The sequence below is a fragment of the Brucella sp. MAB-22 genome, from assembly GCF_025908475.1.
Classification (GTDB): domain Bacteria; phylum Pseudomonadota; class Alphaproteobacteria; order Rhizobiales; family Rhizobiaceae; genus Brucella; species Brucella anthropi.
Genome location: NZ_CP109781.1, coordinates 1233089 through 1249123, shown reverse-complemented (window position 1 = coordinate 1249123; position 16035 = coordinate 1233089). Strand labels below are relative to the sequence as shown.

Sequence of the window (16035 nt, the reverse complement as noted above, 5' to 3'; positions counted from 1 at the left end):
GTCAGCGCACTCCCTTGGACAGATCACGCGCGCTTTTCAGGATATCAGGCACCTGTGGAACAGTCGCACGTTCAAGATCAGGATTATAAGGAATTGGAGTCTCTGCCCCGCCAAGACGCACGATTGGCGCATCAAGATAGTCAAAGGCATCACTTTCTGCGACGATTGCGGAGATTTCAGCACCGATACCAAGCGTCTTCACCGCTTCATAAACGCAGAGAAGCTTGGACGTCTTCTTGACGCTTTTAATGATGGTTTCGCGATCAATCGGGCGCACGGTGCGCAGATCGATCACTTCAACATCAATGCCTTCTTTGGCAAGTTCAGCAGCCGCATCAAGCGCCTTGTGCACCATGATTGCGGTTGCGACGATGGTCAGATCGCGACCCTCGCGAACCACTTCCGCCTTGCCGATTGGCACGGTGTAGAAGCCTTCAGGAACCGGACCTTTGGTCTTGTAAAGCAGCTTATGCTCGAAAATCATAACCGGATCAGGATCTTCAACGGCTGCAAGCAACATGCCCTTGGCATCATAAGGTGTCGAGGGCTGCAAAACCTTGAGACCCGGAACATGACCAAGCCAAGCCTCTAAGCTCTGGCTGTGCTGCGCTGCGGCACCCGTTCCAGAGCCTGCAGGAAAGCGCATGACCAGTGGCACAGAAACCGCCCCGCCAAGCATATAGCGGATTTTGGCAGCCTGATTGACGATCTGCTCCATGGCAAGTGCTGCGAAGTCGGAGAACTGGAATTCAAAGATCGGACGCATGCCGGTCAGTGCTGCGCCGACCGCTACACCTGCGCCGCCCAGTTCTGAAATCGGGGTGTCCATGACACGGTCCTCGCCAAAGCGATGCACCAGATCCCCTGTCACCTGAAATGCGCCACCATAGACGCCAATGTCTTCACCCATCAGAAAAACGCGGTCGTCGCGTTCCATGGCAATTGCCATAGCTTCCTGAATAGCTTGCGAGTAACTCAACTCACGGATTGCTGTGTCCATGTTCAAATATCATCCGTGTAAACGTCGCGGGTCAGGTTGGTAAGATCAGGCGCCGGGCTGTTCTTGGCGAATTCAATCGCGTCGGCGATTTCCTTTTCCACCTCAGCACGAATTGCCTCGATCTCAGCGTCATTGATGAAGCCATAGGCTTTCAAATCGGCCTCGAAATGCGCGATGGGATCGCGATCATTCTGCCAATGCTCAATTTCTTCCTTGGTGCGATAGCGGTTGCGATCGCTCTTGGAATGACCACGAATGCGGTAGGTCTTGTTTTCAATGAGCGTCGGTCCATCGCCGCGCCGCGCGCGTTCAGTGGCTTCATTCACAGCTTCCGCCACTTCCGACAGATTGTTGCCGTCCACGATCACGCCCGGCATGTTATAGGCCGAGGCGCGGTCAGCAACATTGGCAACTGCCGTCGAGCGCCTAGTGGAGGTGGACATGCCGTAGCCATTGTTTTCGCAGATGAAAACAACCGGAAGCTTCCAGACCGCGGCCATATTGAGTGCTTCGTGAAAAGCACCCTCATTGTTCGCACCATCGCCAAAGAACGACACGACCACCTTGCCGTTTTTCTGCTTCTTGGCGGAAAGAGCTGCACCTACCGCAATCGGGATACCCCCGCCGACAATACCGTTCGCACCGAGATTTCCCTTGGAAACATCTGCGATATGCATCGAGCCGCCACGGCCTTTGCAATAGCCGGTTTCCTTGCCGAAAAACTCAGCAAACATGCGCTTCACGTCTGCACCCTTGGCGATGCAGTGGCCATGACCACGATGGGTCGAGGTGATCATGTCGTCATCGTTAAGTGGCAGGCACGAGCCCATCGCGCTTGCTTCCTGCCCGATGGACAGATGCATCGTTCCGTGAATAAGGCCACGCGTGTAGCTTTCTTCCGCGCCCTCTTCAAAGCGGCGGATGAGATACATTTTACGCAGTGCTTCTTTCAGCTGTTCCGGCGAATAAGTGCGGAAAGCATAAGGCAAATTGTGACGGTCGCCCGTATCCTGCGGTTCGACTTTTTTGGCTTGAACCATGATGTTTTGTCCTCACGCTCCGTAAACGAGCTTGTCTTGACGCGCGCGCAGTTCGGCAATCTTGGAACCGGGTGCCACAGCCGCATTATCGTAAGTGATGAGCTCGCCCTTCTTGATCGGCTTGGTCACGCTGCCGCCCTGCAGAAGCCCGCAAGGGATCGCGTGCGCATTGCGCGCTTCGCCCGAAGTCATGATCCACGCGCGGTAGCAATATTCGCCGATGGCATCGAGCTTTTCGCCCGGCTGCATGTCCTTCTTTGCAACGGCTGCCACTTCGGCGACCGGCTTTGAAAGCGGAACCATGTCCGGCTTGCCATAGAGCACAACGCGGGCGCAGGTGAGCGGCACTTCGAGAGACGTCAGGTGATATGGGCGATGGAACGTGAAATATGGCCCCTTGCCCATTTTCAGATCTTCCATGCGCTCGGAAATACGCGGATGCGACATGTCGGCGACAACAAATACGCCCGGCGCAACACCCTTGCCGATGGAATAATCGACCACACCGACCTTCGACAGCACGCCGCCATCATTTTCAGGGATCAGCGTCTTATTGAGCTGGTCGAGCGTTGCAGCAGGGCCGTGCATACCAGCTTTATCGGGGACGAGACCTGTGGCATTGGCAATAGCCGCCATTTCAACCATGGTTTTTGAACCGTCAACGAATTCCACCAACATGCGTACATTCATGTTACGGCGCGTGGCTTCTTCCATATATTCGTCTGGAATGGCGTCGATATTGAGCGGATTGTTCTTGCCCTTGCCCGCAGCCACAATCGGATGGCCCATCGCGGTCACAAACTCGATCAGCTCCATGCAGGATGACGGCTCATCGCCTGCGCCCAGTGAATAGGTAACGCCAAGGCGTTCGGCTTCGGCTTTCAGATATGCACCGATGGTGACGTCCGCTTCGACATTCATCATGACAAGATGCTTGCCATGCTCCATAGCGCGCAGGCCGATTTCGGCCCCCACAGCTGGAACACCGGTTGCATCGATCACGACATCGATAAGATCATTTTCGAGGATCAGATTGGCATTGTCGGTTACAGCAACCTTGTGCGCTTCCATAGCAGCAGTCAGGTCGGAAGCTGTCGAGACCTCGCGGCCATGGCCTTCTTCCTGAAAAGCAATATCCACAGCCTTGAGAGCATTGGGAACGCGCAGTTCAGAAATAGCGCCAACCTCGATGCCCGGCATATGTGCAACGCGCGTGACGATATCGGTGCCCATTTCGCCGGAGCCAATCAGTCCGATGCGAATTGGTCGCCCACTATCCGCCCGCGCCTGCATGTCACGCGCCAAACCTGTCAACGCCACATTGGTTGCCATCGTTTCCTCCTGAACGTCCCTGCAAAATTCTCGCAGTCTCCTCTGATGCATTATCGATTAATGAACATTTGTTTCTAAGTCAATACCAGTGTTCATTTCTCGCAGCGTTTACACCTCCCGAAGTGCCATCTTGTTATTCAACTTTAGTTTGCTATAGAATACAAATGTTCTGCCGTTTCGCCCAATTCACATTTTGAAACGTCGATACGTGCGAGCTAATAATGATGTTCTGTTAGTTCGGTGCACTTTGGGACGTGCTCCGAGGGGGAGGAGAGATAAATGGACGCATTTCTGAGCGGACTTAAAACGGCAGTCGATACGCTTGGGGCGACAGTCCTGTTGCCTATCGTGATTTTCATTATCGCAGTGGTACTTGGGGCGAAGGTCGGCAAAGCCTTCCGTGCAGCCATAACAATTGGCGTCGCTTTCATCGGTATCAACCTGGTCCTTGGCCTTATGTTCACCTCCATCGGTGAAGTGGCTCAGGCAATCGTGACCAATACAGGCATCAAACGCGACATCGTTGATGTCGGTTGGCCTTCCGCTGCAGCCATTGCCTTTGGTTCATCCGTGGGCTTGTGGGTTATTCCAGTAGGTATTCTGGTCAACATCGTCCTCCTGCTGATGCGCTGGACGCGCACGCTCAATGTGGACGTATGGAATTTCTGGCACTTTGCTTTCGTGGGCTCGCTGGTTGTCGCTGCAACCGATAACCTCGCTTACGGCATCATCATTGCAGCCCTGGTTGCAGCACTGTCTCTGCTGTTTGCAGACTGGTCCGCACGCGCTGTTCAGCAGTTCTATGGCGTACCCGGTGTGTCCGTGCCGCATCTGGCCTCGGCGCAGATCCTGCCAATTGCCATCGTGCTCAACTGGATCATGGATCGCATCCCCGGCATCAACAAGATCAACATCAACACCGAAACCATCGAACGTCGCTTTGGGGTTTTCGGTGAGCCGGTCGTGATGGGGCTGATCATAGGTCTCGTTCTTGGTACTATCGCATTTTATAATGCAGGCGACTTCGGCACGATCCTCGCCAAGGTTCTCGGCACCGGCATGACGCTTGCAGCAGTCATGCTGCTTCTGCCGCGCATGGTGAAAATCCTGATGGAAGGCCTGCTGCCGGTTTCTGACGCTGCACAGGAATTTGTGCGCAAGCGCACAGGCGACCGCGAACTTCTCGTTGGTCTCGACTCGGCAATCCTGATCGGACACCCGGCTGCGATTTCGTCGTCACTCATTCTGGTACCGATTGCGATCATTCTGTCGGTCATCCTGCCGGGCAACCGCGTAATCCTGTTCGCCGATCTTGCCGTCATTCCGTTTATCGTCGCCATGACGGCACCGCTTCTGAAAGGAAACGTGTTCCGTATGGTCGTTGTCGGAACCATCACACTGGCCATCGGCTTCTATGTCGCCAATGCGCTCGCACCATTGTTCACCAGCGCTGCTGTTTCATCGGGCTTCAAGCTGCCTGAGAACGCCTTGCAGATTACTTCGGTGGTTGATGGATTCCTGTGGGTGCCTTACGTCATCATCTCCGCCATCCAGTGGCTCGGTGCTATTGGTATCGCGGTAATCGCCGTCGTTATTGCAGCACTTTTCATGCTCTATCGTCGCAATACGCAGGCATGGGAACGCGCTGCGGGTGCTGAGGACGAACCTGCAGACGAAATTGCTGCCTGAGGGCGACAATGATCGCTGCATGAAATACAAGTCGCACGTCGAGATCGGCGTGCGACCTTCTTTGAATGGAGAATGGAATGGCTGCTGGTCTGATTGAGTTTCTCGACCCACAAGCGATCGAGCTTCAGAGCGAAGCAAAAACCAACGAAGAGATTATCCGGATATTGGCGGGCAAGCTCGAGAAGCTGGGCTATGTAAAGCCAAGCTACGCCGATGCCGTCGTCCGCCGCGAACTGTCCATGCCTACCGGATTACCGCTTGAGCGCGATGATAACGTCGCAGTCCCCCACACCGATCCTGAACATGTGATCAAGGCTGGCATTGCATTCGCGACGCTGAAATCGCCCATCCAGTTCGCCAATATGGAAGACCCGGAAGAAGCTGTCCCGGTTGGATATGTGTTTCTGCTTGCCATCAATGACAAGGATAAACAGATTGAGACCTTACAGCAGATCATGGCAACCATTCAGGATGCTGATGCACTCGACAGGCTGAAGGCCGCACGCACGCTTGGGGACGTTCAAACTGCCTTGCAATAAAGGCTAGAGCATTTCCAGCAAAAGTGCGAAGCGGTTTTGCGTCGGGTAATGCAAAAAAACAAAGAAATAGAGCATTTCCAATGATTCAAGAATAACAGGAAATGCTCTAGCGCTCTGAACACACAAGCACCAATTGGAGGAAACCATGGCTAAAATGAAAACAATTCTCTTCGCTTGCGGTACAGGTGTAGCGACATCTACGGCAGTGAATGCAACCGTCACCGAAGAAATGAAAAAGCGTGGGCTTACCTTCAACGCTCAGCAGGCAAAAGCAACTGAAGTTGCTTCTCTGGCCGACAATGTGGATTTCATCGTTTCCACTACGCCTATTTCGGCTTCTGTGACCAAGCCCGTCATAAAGGGCCTCCCCTTCCTGACCGGCATTGGCAAGGATCAGGTTCTCGATCAGATCGAAGCCGAGCTGCGCAAATAAGCGCGGACCGTGAAACCTGACCGTTCACGCGATCTAACGGGTTTAATGCGGGTTATCTTCTGAAATCCGATAATCCCTAAGTTTCGCAACAGCGCAGCGGTCGGCGCCAACCCCTCCCGTTGCGAGTTCTCTCCCGCACTGACTTGAACCAAAGCCCTATCGCAGATCAACCAGATCGCCCACAATCGCCGCAGCCTCGTTCTGCAGGACATCTGTCGCGCTCTTGCGGTTTTTCTCAATCGCCAGATCAGCACTCAAGCTTCGCTCATTCGACTGCAGACCGTCATCCATCCCGGTATCAATACCGTCGTTGACCTTCCCGCGTGCCTTGATCCGCTTTTCCTGAGCAGCCATCTCGTTGCGACGTTCAGTTTCGTTGAGGGATATGGATTTTTTCTCGCGCTGCTCTTTCAGCGTTGCAACGTCTTGCAAAAAGTCCTGAAACTCCGGGGATTTCTGCACGCGCTCATCATGCAGGTTCTGCAGCCGGGGCAACAGCGTCTTTATATTGTCCGATGACTTGTACTTCGCAGCCTTCACCTGCGACCACGGCAACGCATTGTCGAAGCTTGATTCACCGACAAGCTTGAGATCGAAAAGCCCCGGTAGACTAATATCGGGTGTTACACCACGCAATTGGGTCGTACCACCGTCAACTCGGAAGAACTGCGCAACTGTAAATTTAAGCTCGCCATATTCCGGTTTGGGATTATTGGCCACTTCGTCGAGATTGACCACGGTCTGCACCGTTCCCTTGCCGAAACTTGGTTCGCCGATAACCACACCACGACCATAATCCTGTATCGCCGCAGCAAAAATCTCGGAAGCCGAAGCTGAACCGCGATTGATGAGTACGCCCAGCGGGCCCTTCCAGGCAGGTGCCGAAAGAGTATCGCTTTCCACCTTGACTTCGCCGCTTGCATTGCGCTGCTGAACGACCGGTCCTTTTCCAACAAACAATCCTGTCAGATCGATCGCTTCGCTGAGCGAACCACCGCCGTTGTTGCGCAGGTCGACCAGCACACCGTCAACCTTGTCTTGCTTCAACTCAGCAATGAGCTTGGCAACATCGCGGCTGGCACTCCTGTAATTCTTGTCGCCCTTGCGCCGCGCTTCAATGTCTTCGTAAAACGCAGGCAGAGTGATCACTCCAATCTTGCGGGAGGCGTCTCCGTCTTTCACCGAAAGGACCTTCTTCTGGGCGGCCTGCTTGTCGAGACTGATCTTGTCGCGGACTAGAGAGATGACATGGTGCTTGCCGTCGGGGCCAGCATCAACGGGCAGGATATCGAGCCGCACAACCGAACCCTTGTCACCACGGATCATCTGCACGACCTCATCGAGACGCATGCCGATCACTTCCTTGATAGGACCTTCCTTGCCCTGTCCAACGCCAACAATACGGTCGCCCACGGCAAGCTTGCCCGATGACTGTGCCGGACCACCCGCAACCAGTTCACGGATCGTCGTATAGTCGTCTCTTTCCTGGAGCACCGCGCCGATACCGACCAGAGACAGCTTCATTGAAATATCGAATTCGGCTGAAGCCTTGGCACCGAAGTAATCGGTATGCGGATCGACCGACGTCGTATAGGCAGCCATGAATGATTGGAAAGCGTCGCTGCTGTTGTATTTAAACGTGCGCTCGATGGAGTTTTCATAGCGCTTGTCGAGGGTTTTGCGAATCGTCGCATCATCCTTGCCGGCAAGCTTCAAACGCAGCCAGTCGTTCTTGACGCGTTTGCGCCACAGATCATTGCTCTCCTCACTTGATCGCGGCCAGGGCTCCTTGTCGCGCACGATGGAGAAATCTTCCTGCTTGCTGAAATCAAACCCCTGCTTGAGCAGGCTGCGCGCAAAGGTCATGCGCTCGATGATGCGCATCTGGTAGGTGTTGAAGATGGAAAACGGAACAGTCAAATCCTGACGTTCGATGGCATCATCGATTTCCTTGCTGCCGGTCAGGAACTTGTCGACATCCGCCTGCAGAAAGATGAGCCGATCCGGGTCCAGCGAGTCGATAAACCGGTTCATGATCCGGACCGACAGCGCATCATCCAGAGGAATGGGCCGATAATGAAAACGCGTGAGAAACTCTGCCGTTAGATTGGCGGCTTGCATTTGCTCCGGCGACGGCTTCAAAATGGCCGGAGAACTGACTTCAAGAGCATGCGCTGACGAAATGCCTGCCAAAAAGAGCCAGACCAAGCCAATTTTAATGCGTTTCAAGCTGTGTTCCATTCTCGACATTGAGCGCTTAGTTCCAACCCTTGTTCAGCAATTATGTTTTTTTGGCAACCGTCTGTATGAATTATTCAGTCGAGCGGCACTTGGTACTGGCCCATAAGAGATAGACATTGGCTACCGGAGGGGCTTCTTCATGATCAATGGCCCATCTGAGGCGGGTGCCGTATATCGCATTACCACCCGGATCGTCCGCGACTTAACCGGAGTTCTGTTCGCGCACTCATTCAGCGCCTGCTGCGCGCTGATTGCGAATTCTCGGCCCGCTCGTCTAACTGGTTGATACTCGACAGTCACGATGCGCACCAACTCGCCCTCAGCATTATATGTAACCTCGAAAGTTGCGGACGCTCGTTGATAGTCAATATTCTCGGGCAACTTCCAGCACTCGGAAGCCATATCGGCAACCAATTGCGCGTCGTTTGCAGCAGCGGGAAAGGCTGCAAACAGCATCAGGATAGTTCCGACGAAGCCAGTTCTGTGCATGTTTCTCCGTCGCGATTTCACGGGTTACGATTCCACCCTTATACGTAGTCGTTGAATCGCGAAGCTACCAGTCTGTGGAGGTTTGTCGTTGTAAAACTTGTATGACCATCAAGCCGGATTTTCCCCGCTTTTTCCCGTTCATCATCAGTTCATACGCCAGATTTCAGGATGCGAGCTTGAAAGGAGTACGCAGAATGAACCTAGTTAAAGGACTGATCGCCGGTGTTCTCGGTGTCGGGATGCTGATCGGAGCAGGTGCTGCCAATGCCGCGCCGACACTGAACGTCGCAAAACCAGACGTGAGTTCGAATGTCGAACAAGTCCGGGATCATCGGGGGCATCATTCACGGAAACATTGGAAGAAACGGCATCACTACAAGCGAAACAACTGGCGCTCGCATCACCGCCATTATCGTGGGCCACGCTGGCATTCGCATCGCCATTACAGGCACAACGCCTGGCGCAATCATCACAGACACCACTATTATAGTGGGCCACGCGTGAGGCGGGGTCACTATTAGTAAAAGGGGCGCGTAACCGCGCCCCTTTTGTCATTCTCGCTGAAAATGATCGGGGTTGAACCACCCTCAGCCCCGATTGTTCATTCTTACTTTGCTTCGATAGCCTGCAGACCGGCAAGTGCGCATTCCGCATCGGTTGCACCCGATGGTGCGCCGCCAACGCCAATTCCGCCAACCAATGCATCCCCGATCTTGATCGGCAACCCACCCGCCTGAATAACGAAGCGAGAATCCATGTCCCGCATGCCATTATTTGCTGGCTTCGACGCGATAAACTCTGCGACTTCACCGGAATCACGGCCCAGAGCAGCCGACGTGAACGCTTTTCCTTCCGCGCTGTTGCCGGTATGCGGACCGGAAAGATCGGCCTTCAGCAGAACCTTGGTCGATCCGTCTCGCGCCACAACTGCAACGCTCACATTATTGCCCTTGGCGACACAGGCATCCAGTGCAGCCTGTGCAGCTTTGGTTGCCAGATCAAGCGGCAGATAGGGCGTGGTGGGAAGAGTCTGAGCGAAAGCAGTAGCCGGGGCCATCGACAAAACGATAATTGCAAGTTTACGGATCATGGTCGTTCCTCAGTTGTGATGAGGAACATTTAGTTCCCGTCAGCAAGCAGTGAAATCCGTAACATTTACGAACTTATCGGTAGTTCTACGGATGTGACTGTCCTTCAAGCCACAAGCGTGTCATTTCCGCTTGCGAAGTCGTGCCCAGTTTTGCTCCTATGGCCGCACGGTGGCTATCTATCGTGCGTGGCGACAATTCAAGACCATCGGCAATTTGCCGGGTAGTGAAGCCCTGTGCAATACGATCAAGCACCTCACGCTCACGCGCCGTCAGCGCGTCCAGCAGTGCCAGCGTTTCGGCTCTCAGAGCCTGGCTCCCCAGCTTGCGTTCAAGCAGTTGCTGAGCCTTCTGGATTGCATCGATCAAATCCTGCTCATCGACCGGCTTGGAAAGATAATCCACCGCGCCATTTCTAAAGGCTCGACGACAGGCTTCGATATCGCCGTGGCCCGAGATGATGATCACCGGCCAGTCAACTTCCTGCCCGGCCAGAAGCTCCTGAAGCTTCAGGCCCGTCATGACAGGCATGCGAATATCGAAAATCATGCATCCGGGTTTCAGTCGCGGCAGCTGCGCCAGAAAAGCGGAAGGATCAGCAAACCCCCTGACCTCGATGTCTATGGTCGACAGAAGAAGGCTGAGCGACTTTCGTACCGCTTCATCATCATCGACAAGATAGACCGGCTGAACCATCGTCTTAACTTCCTGTGCCATCGGCGATTGGGAGTACAACGCGAAACAACGCACCTTGCTCCTGAGGAATATAGGAAATTTCACCACCAAAGCGTTCAACCAGCCGCTGGCTGAGTGCCAGGCCGAGACCGGTTCCTTCAGGGCGATTTGTCGTAAAAGGGGTAAAAAGACGCGGCAACAACTCTGGCGCAACACCGGGGCCGTTATCGGCAACTTCCAAAATAGCGAGCGATCCATCAGCTTTCAGGGATGCGTTGACCCGTCGATCACCATCACTATCATGAAAGGATTCAATTGCATTGCGGAGAAGATTGAACATCACCTGTTCCATTTCCACCGGGTCAAACGCAGCCAACAAAGGTGTCTCGGGTATCGAGAGTTCAACTTTGACGCCTTGTCGTACAGCCTCCGAGGCGAGCAGTGTCTGCACGTTCTGCAGTGAAAGGCGCAGATCAGCATGTTTCGTCTGCCGGCGCTGCGGACGAGACCAATTGCGTAGCCGATCCAGAATGGCGGATGCCCGACGCGCCTGATCCACCATATCGTCCAGCGCTCCGGCCAGTGCCGTCATATTGTTGCGGCTCAACAAGCGGCGCCCCGCCTGAGCCCCCGCCAGAAGTGCCGTCAAGGGCTGCGTCAACTCATGTGCCATGCCGCTTGCCATTTCGCCCATCGTGTTGACGCGTGAGGCGTGTGCCAATCGGGCTTCGAGGCTACTCAGTTCTGCGCGACGTTCCGCATGGCGCGTGCGTTGTGTCTGGCGAACGATGACCAATCCACCAAAGAACAGCAGGTTCGTAAGAACGAGGATCGGAATAAGCTGGTCAAACGGCAAAAGATCAGTCCAGCCCATGGCAAGGGCTGTCTGGAAGAGAAGCGGTTGCGTTGCACTGCCCAGTTTCTTGGAAAAATGCGCTTCACCAAATGTGCCCGCGCTACTGAACAAAACCTTCCCATCTGGCATGAGGATACGCAGCGCAACGCCATCCCGGCTCCAGAATGCATCGTCAGAACTGATGAGACTGCCCGCATTGATCGAGAGTGTCAGACCGTCGTGCGGGTTGTCCGTATTCGGGCTGCGTTTTACGATCATGTAATGCCCGGGTCGCGCAGCAGGTGCCAGAAGCTCGGGGACGCCTCGCGATGAACGGGCAGCCACACGTATGGCATCAGCCAGTTCCGGTTCCAGCTTTCTTGTGCCGGTCACGGGCTCAGCCGAGTTCATCGGCACCAGTTGAATTTCATCGATGCGCGGATAGAAACGAGTGATCGTTGCCGCCACTTCGAGGAAAACGTCATCCTGCGAAACATCAGCCGTTCGCGCTTTGGATTGGGCGATCGTTGAAAGCGCCGTCAGATGGGCATCGTGTTGGTCGGCCCGTTGGGAAGCCTCACGATGTAACGTAAAGCTGGCAGCTTGAAGTTCGGACAACAGCGCCGCTCGTTGATAAACAGCAAGGCTGCCTATCGCCAGAAGGTTGAACAGCAGACACAAGAGAAATGGAAGCAAGGCAGATCGGATGCTTCCATTGTAGAGGTTCATAAATTGCATCCCGGTATCAGGCTGTGTTCTGGTCTTTATGGCATCTCTGCTATCTATATATACCCGTATTTATCTCCCCGTCCAAACCGCACCATGCACGATACATGCCTGGGCTGTTGAACGGCAGGCTGACATTGCCTTTGCGATCCACCGCAACAAGACCGCCAGAGCCACCGATTTCACCCAGCTCGCGGACAACCGCGCCAGCCGCCTCATTGAGCGATTGCCCTGCCCAGCGCATCCGTGCATCCACTTCGTGACCCACCGCCCAGCGAATGAAATATTCTCCGTGACCTGTGGCGGAAAGCGCTACCGTCTCGTCATCCGCCCAGGTTCCAGCACCGATGACCGGGCTGTCACCAACGCGTCCCGGTGTCTTGGCGGTCATGCCGCCCGTGGATGTGGCTGCCGCCAGATGACCGAAACGATCCAGTGCAACTGCTCCGACAGTGCCATGTTTGCGGGCAGGATCGCCATCGTCGGCGGCACCACTGCGACGACGTGCCATTTCGTCGTGCAAGGCCTTGCGACGCTGTTCCGTCGAGAACCATTCCGGCGCCATCATTTCCAGACCGGCAGCTTCGCAAAACCGCTTTGCCCCTTCGCCTGCGAAAAATACGTGTTCGGTCTGCTCCATGACTGCACGTGCCGCCAGAACAGGATTGCGTGGCCCGCAAATTCCGGAGATGGCACCGCATGCGCGGCGGCGGAACGGCAAAAGGATTATGTGCAGGCAGCCCTTTCCGTACCGATGAGTGGCTGGCACGTCGTGACACGGCATATCCTGCCCAACTCCCTGCCACCGCTCATCGTCGTGGCAACTGTGCAAGTTGCTTCAGCCATTTCGCTGGAAGCCACGCTTTCATTTCTTGGTGTCGGCCTGCCGCCAACAGAGCCCTCCCTTGGGATGTTGATTGCCAATGGCTTCCAGTATCTTCTGTCGGGCCGCTACTGGATTTCCATCTATCCGGGCGTTGCGCTGATCGTTCTGATCATGGCCATCAATCTCATGGGCGATCAGATCAGAGACATACTCAATCCGAGGCTGCGCAAATGACAGCTCTGCTACAAGTCGACAATCTCTCCACTTATTTTGAAACTGACCGCGGTACGGTGAAATCCGTCGATGGCATCTCATTTGAAATCGCGAAAGGCGAAATACTTGGCCTTGTCGGAGAATCCGGTTCAGGAAAATCGATCACCGGTTTCTCTCTGATTGGCCTGATCGATAAGCCCGGCAGAATTCAACCCGGAAGTTCAATTCGATTTGAAGGCCGGGAGCTGGTCGGATTGCCGGAAAACCAATTGCGCAGCATTCGTGGTCGGGAAGTCTCTATGGTCTTTCAGGACCCCATGATGACCCTAAACCCGGTCCTCAAGGTCATCGACCAGATCGCAATGGCTATCCGCGCTCACGAAAAGGCTTCGGATGCCGAAGTTCGCCGCAGAGCGATCGAAGCTTTGGCGCGGGTGCGCATTGTCGAGCCGGAAAAGAAGGTCGACCAGTATCCACATCAGTTTTCAGGTGGCATGCGCCAACGCGTGGCGATTGCTATTGCGCTGCTTCACAAGCCCAAACTGGTAATCGCGGACGAACCCACAACGGCGCTCGATGTGTCGGTTCAAGCGGAAATCCTCAAAGAAGTGAAAGCGCTCGTCTCAGAACTGGGCATTTCGATGATCTGGATCAGCCATGATCTCGCGACTGTTGCTTCAATCTCACAGAGAATAGCCGTCATGCGGCTTGGCAAGATTGTCGAGATGGGGAGCGTTGCCGAAGTACTCGGTTCTCCCAAGCACTCCTACACTCAAGGCCTGCTTGATGCCCTGCCGTCACGAAAACAGCCAGGGGAGCTTCTAACCTCAAGCGCCACCGAGAACGCTGGCGAATATTCAATTATAGAGACGCAGAAGAATAAATCTCTCGCCCCAAGCACGAACTTCGTCAGCGCCGATGACGTTACGATGGTCTTCCAAAAGCCGGTAGGCTCGCTTGGCCGTTTTGCCCAACGGCTCGGCCTCGCCAAACCAGCTCATGCCGTCCATGCCGTTCAGTCCGCAACTCTTACGATTGCACGCGGCGAAGTGCTGGGGCTGGTCGGCGAGTCCGGCTCGGGGAAATCAACGCTTGGCCGCATCATCTGCGGCATTTCCACGCCAACTTCGGGTAATGTTCTGGTTGACGCTCGCAAGGTGCGGGAAAAAGACCGCAAGATCGGCACGTCCGTTCAAATGATCTTTCAGGACCCCTTTGCATCGCTTGATCCACGCCGCACAATATTTCAGTCCGTCGCGGAAGGGCCGATCGCACACGGGCTTTGCACCAAGAAAGACGCGCGCGAATATGTCAATCGCTGGCTGAAATCAGTGGCATTCGATCCGGCGCTGGCAGACCGTTATCCTCACCAGTTCTCCGGCGGACAGCGACAGCGCATTGCTATTGCGCGAGCACTGGCAATGCAACCGGAGCTCATCGTTTGCGACGAGCCAGTGGCTTCGCTCGACGTCTCCATTCAGGCACAGGTTATCAATCTCCTGTTGCAACTGAGGAAAAGCCTTGATCTGACATTGCTTTTTATCAGCCATGACCTGTCTGTCGTTCGCCATCTGTGCGACCGCGTTGTTGTCATGCATCACGGCAAGATTGTCGAAGAAGGTACCGTTTCTCAAATATTCACTCAGCCAAAACAGCCATATACGCGCATGCTGCTTGACGCGGTGCCCAAGCTGGCCTGGTGAAAGGGCCTATCGAACAGGGTCAAAAGGCTTCACTCACCCCGTCTCAGAGTATAGGGCAGAATAAACAGATACAGCCCGGTTGCGAGTAATATAAACAGCGGTAGAAGCGGAGAATAGACGATCCACACCGGAGGCTGCCCGAACGCCATAGTGACGAAATTCGCAATCACGGTAAGCGTGAATATGATCGACAACCAGCGGTGAATTTGGCGTATGGATTTATTCAAGACCATATGTGCTTCTCCTTGTGGAGTTCGCCAACCACATTGGCTGAACTCCAGCTCCTTCCGGCTCATTATGTTTTGCGGCACTCTCTCCAGGAGCGGGTTCAGTCCAAATCAGCGGCGACGGCATCGAGCTTTTCAAGGAAATTTCGCCATCCATGATGTGCACCGTGAAAGGCCTGTTTCTGACCTGGCATAAAGCCCGACTGTTCCATCCGCAAATGTGTCCCGGTGGCGGTCGGTATCAAAGTCAAGGTCACGATACTTCTGAGATTGTATGCTTCGTCCTCATGGGTGTGGTTCCAGGTGTAGGATAGCCGCCTGTTCGGCTCGACCACCAGAACCTCACAATCCAGCACCCCGCCCCACTCACCTTTGAGCTTGAAACAATGGCCTACGGTCGGAGCGAAATCATTATTCATCAGCCATTCCGCGATGAGGTGAGGCTCCGTCAATGCGCGCCAGAGCTTTTCAGGCCGATGAGGCATTTCACGCTCAACAATTACCGTTCGCACATCATCTGATATCTCGGTCATTGATCCATCCTCTTCAACAGGTCTTCAAGGGCATCGAACTTCTGCTCCCAGAAACCGTTCAACTCTTTCGCCCAATCGATCAGTGGAATTAGTGCCGTGTATTCGGCCCTGTAGTGGCTTTGGCGCCCCTCGTGACGATCACTGACGAGGCCTGCCCTCTTGAGAGCAGCAAGATGCTTTGAGACGACCGGCTGGGACACATTCGTTCCTGCGGTCAAAACCGTAACCGTCTTCTCGCCCTCTCGGCAAAGTCGTTCAAATATCGACCGTCGGGTCGGATCGGATAAAGCTTTGAAAACTTCGTCTCGCATAGTCATCGCTCAATTCATACCCAATTGGCTATGCGTTGATACATAGCCGAATGGCTATATATCAGTCAAGTGCCTTTCGACGAACTGTCCGTAACGACGTGACAAACTGGCTGACCTGAGAGCCGTCCGATGCAA

16 protein-coding genes and 1 pseudogene are annotated in these 16035 nt (G+C 54.5%); 6 read left to right on the top strand and 11 right to left on the bottom strand.

Annotation, left to right across the window (positions count from 1 at the left end; all coding sequences use genetic code 11):
* Position 1: 1 nt before the first annotated feature.
* The 3 genes from OHI65_RS05660 to OHI65_RS05650 are packed head-to-tail and all read right to left on the bottom strand — an operon-like array spanning position 2 to position 3372.
* Positions 2-1000, bottom strand: a complete 999-nt coding sequence (locus OHI65_RS05660; protein WP_125301045.1) for an alpha-ketoacid dehydrogenase subunit beta — start codon at positions 998-1000, stop codon at positions 2-4.
* Between the two features lie 2 nt (positions 1001-1002).
* On the bottom strand, positions 1003-2040 hold the full coding sequence (locus OHI65_RS05655; RefSeq protein ID WP_036588612.1) for a thiamine pyrophosphate-dependent dehydrogenase E1 component subunit alpha: 1038 nt from the start codon (positions 2038-2040) through the stop codon (positions 1003-1005).
* A 12-nt stretch (positions 2041-2052) separates the two neighbouring features.
* On the bottom strand, positions 2053-3372 hold the full coding sequence (locus tag OHI65_RS05650) for an NAD(P)H-dependent oxidoreductase (RefSeq protein ID WP_036588614.1): 1320 nt from the start codon (positions 3370-3372) through the stop codon (positions 2053-2055).
* 279 nt (positions 3373-3651) lie between these two features.
* Here OHI65_RS05650 and OHI65_RS05645 point away from each other — a divergent pair, with 279 nt between their 5' ends.
* The 3 genes from OHI65_RS05645 to OHI65_RS05635 all read left to right on the top strand — a co-directional run bounded on the left by OHI65_RS05645 (position 3652) and on the right by OHI65_RS05635 (position 6033).
* Positions 3652-5061 (top strand): PTS galactitol transporter subunit IIC, encoded by a 1410-nt coding sequence (locus OHI65_RS05645; RefSeq protein ID WP_010659299.1) that lies wholly within the window; start codon positions 3652-3654, stop codon positions 5059-5061.
* Between the two features lie 77 nt (positions 5062-5138).
* Positions 5139-5600, top strand: coding sequence for a PTS sugar transporter subunit IIA (locus tag OHI65_RS05640; RefSeq protein WP_012093448.1), 462 nt, complete (start codon positions 5139-5141; stop codon positions 5598-5600).
* A 145-nt stretch (positions 5601-5745) separates the two neighbouring features.
* The gene (locus OHI65_RS05635; protein ID WP_010659301.1) at positions 5746-6033 is read left to right on the top strand and encodes a PTS sugar transporter subunit IIB; all 288 of its coding nucleotides are present in this window, start codon (positions 5746-5748) and stop codon (positions 6031-6033) included.
* Between the two features lie 156 nt (positions 6034-6189).
* On the opposite strand, the gene OHI65_RS05630 is transcribed toward OHI65_RS05635, so the two are convergent.
* Positions 6190-8274 (bottom strand): carboxy terminal-processing peptidase, encoded by a 2085-nt coding sequence (locus OHI65_RS05630; RefSeq protein WP_125301053.1) that lies wholly within the window; start codon positions 8272-8274, stop codon positions 6190-6192.
* Between the two features lie 683 nt (positions 8275-8957).
* Here OHI65_RS05630 and OHI65_RS05625 point away from each other — a divergent pair.
* The gene (locus OHI65_RS05625; protein WP_155269258.1) at positions 8958-9284 is read left to right on the top strand and encodes a hypothetical protein; all 327 of its coding nucleotides are present in this window, start codon (positions 8958-8960) and stop codon (positions 9282-9284) included.
* An 86-nt stretch (positions 9285-9370) separates the two neighbouring features.
* On the opposite strand, the gene OHI65_RS05620 is transcribed toward OHI65_RS05625, so the two are convergent.
* The 4 genes from OHI65_RS05620 to OHI65_RS05605 form a co-directional block, all read right to left on the bottom strand.
* On the bottom strand, positions 9371-9853 hold the full coding sequence (locus OHI65_RS05620; protein ID WP_029926428.1) for a GlcG/HbpS family heme-binding protein: 483 nt from the start codon (positions 9851-9853) through the stop codon (positions 9371-9373).
* Positions 9854-9938: 85 nt separating this feature from the next.
* Positions 9939-10547 (bottom strand): response regulator transcription factor, encoded by a 609-nt coding sequence (locus tag OHI65_RS05615; RefSeq protein ID WP_094515527.1) that lies wholly within the window; start codon positions 10545-10547, stop codon positions 9939-9941.
* Between the two features lie 4 nt (positions 10548-10551).
* Positions 10552-12090: a sensor histidine kinase gene (locus OHI65_RS05610; protein ID WP_094515526.1), complete on the bottom strand. Its 1539-nt coding sequence runs from the start codon at positions 12088-12090 to the stop codon at positions 10552-10554.
* A 49-nt stretch (positions 12091-12139) separates the two neighbouring features.
* Positions 12140-12871 (bottom strand): isoaspartyl peptidase/L-asparaginase family protein, encoded by a 732-nt coding sequence (locus OHI65_RS05605; protein ID WP_264358533.1) that lies wholly within the window; start codon positions 12869-12871, stop codon positions 12140-12142.
* Between OHI65_RS05605 and OHI65_RS05600 the strand changes: the two are divergent.
* Together OHI65_RS05600 and OHI65_RS05595 are read left to right on the top strand one after the other, a co-directional pair.
* Positions 12791-13147, top strand: a pseudogene (locus OHI65_RS05600) (ABC transporter permease); the annotation flags it as partial. The gene OHI65_RS05605 and the pseudogene OHI65_RS05600 sit on opposite strands and share 81 nt — an antisense overlap.
* On the top strand, positions 13144-14829 hold the full coding sequence (locus tag OHI65_RS05595) for a dipeptide ABC transporter ATP-binding protein (RefSeq protein WP_125302804.1): 1686 nt from the start codon (positions 13144-13146) through the stop codon (positions 14827-14829). The pseudogene OHI65_RS05600 and the gene OHI65_RS05595, both read left to right, overlap by 4 nt.
* Positions 14830-14858: 29 nt before the next feature.
* On the opposite strand, the gene OHI65_RS05590 is transcribed toward OHI65_RS05595, so the two are convergent.
* From OHI65_RS05590 to OHI65_RS05580, 3 genes are all read right to left on the bottom strand, one after another.
* Positions 14859-15062, bottom strand: coding sequence for a hypothetical protein (locus tag OHI65_RS05590; RefSeq protein WP_010659316.1), 204 nt, complete (start codon positions 15060-15062; stop codon positions 14859-14861).
* A gap of 95 nt (positions 15063-15157) precedes the next feature.
* Positions 15158-15589, bottom strand: coding sequence for an SRPBCC family protein (locus OHI65_RS05585; RefSeq protein ID WP_010659317.1), 432 nt, complete (start codon positions 15587-15589; stop codon positions 15158-15160).
* The gene (locus OHI65_RS05580; protein ID WP_125302802.1) at positions 15586-15906 is read right to left on the bottom strand and encodes an ArsR/SmtB family transcription factor; all 321 of its coding nucleotides are present in this window, start codon (positions 15904-15906) and stop codon (positions 15586-15588) included. The genes OHI65_RS05585 and OHI65_RS05580 overlap by 4 nt, the downstream gene beginning before the upstream one ends.
* Positions 15907-16035 lie beyond the last annotated feature (129 nt).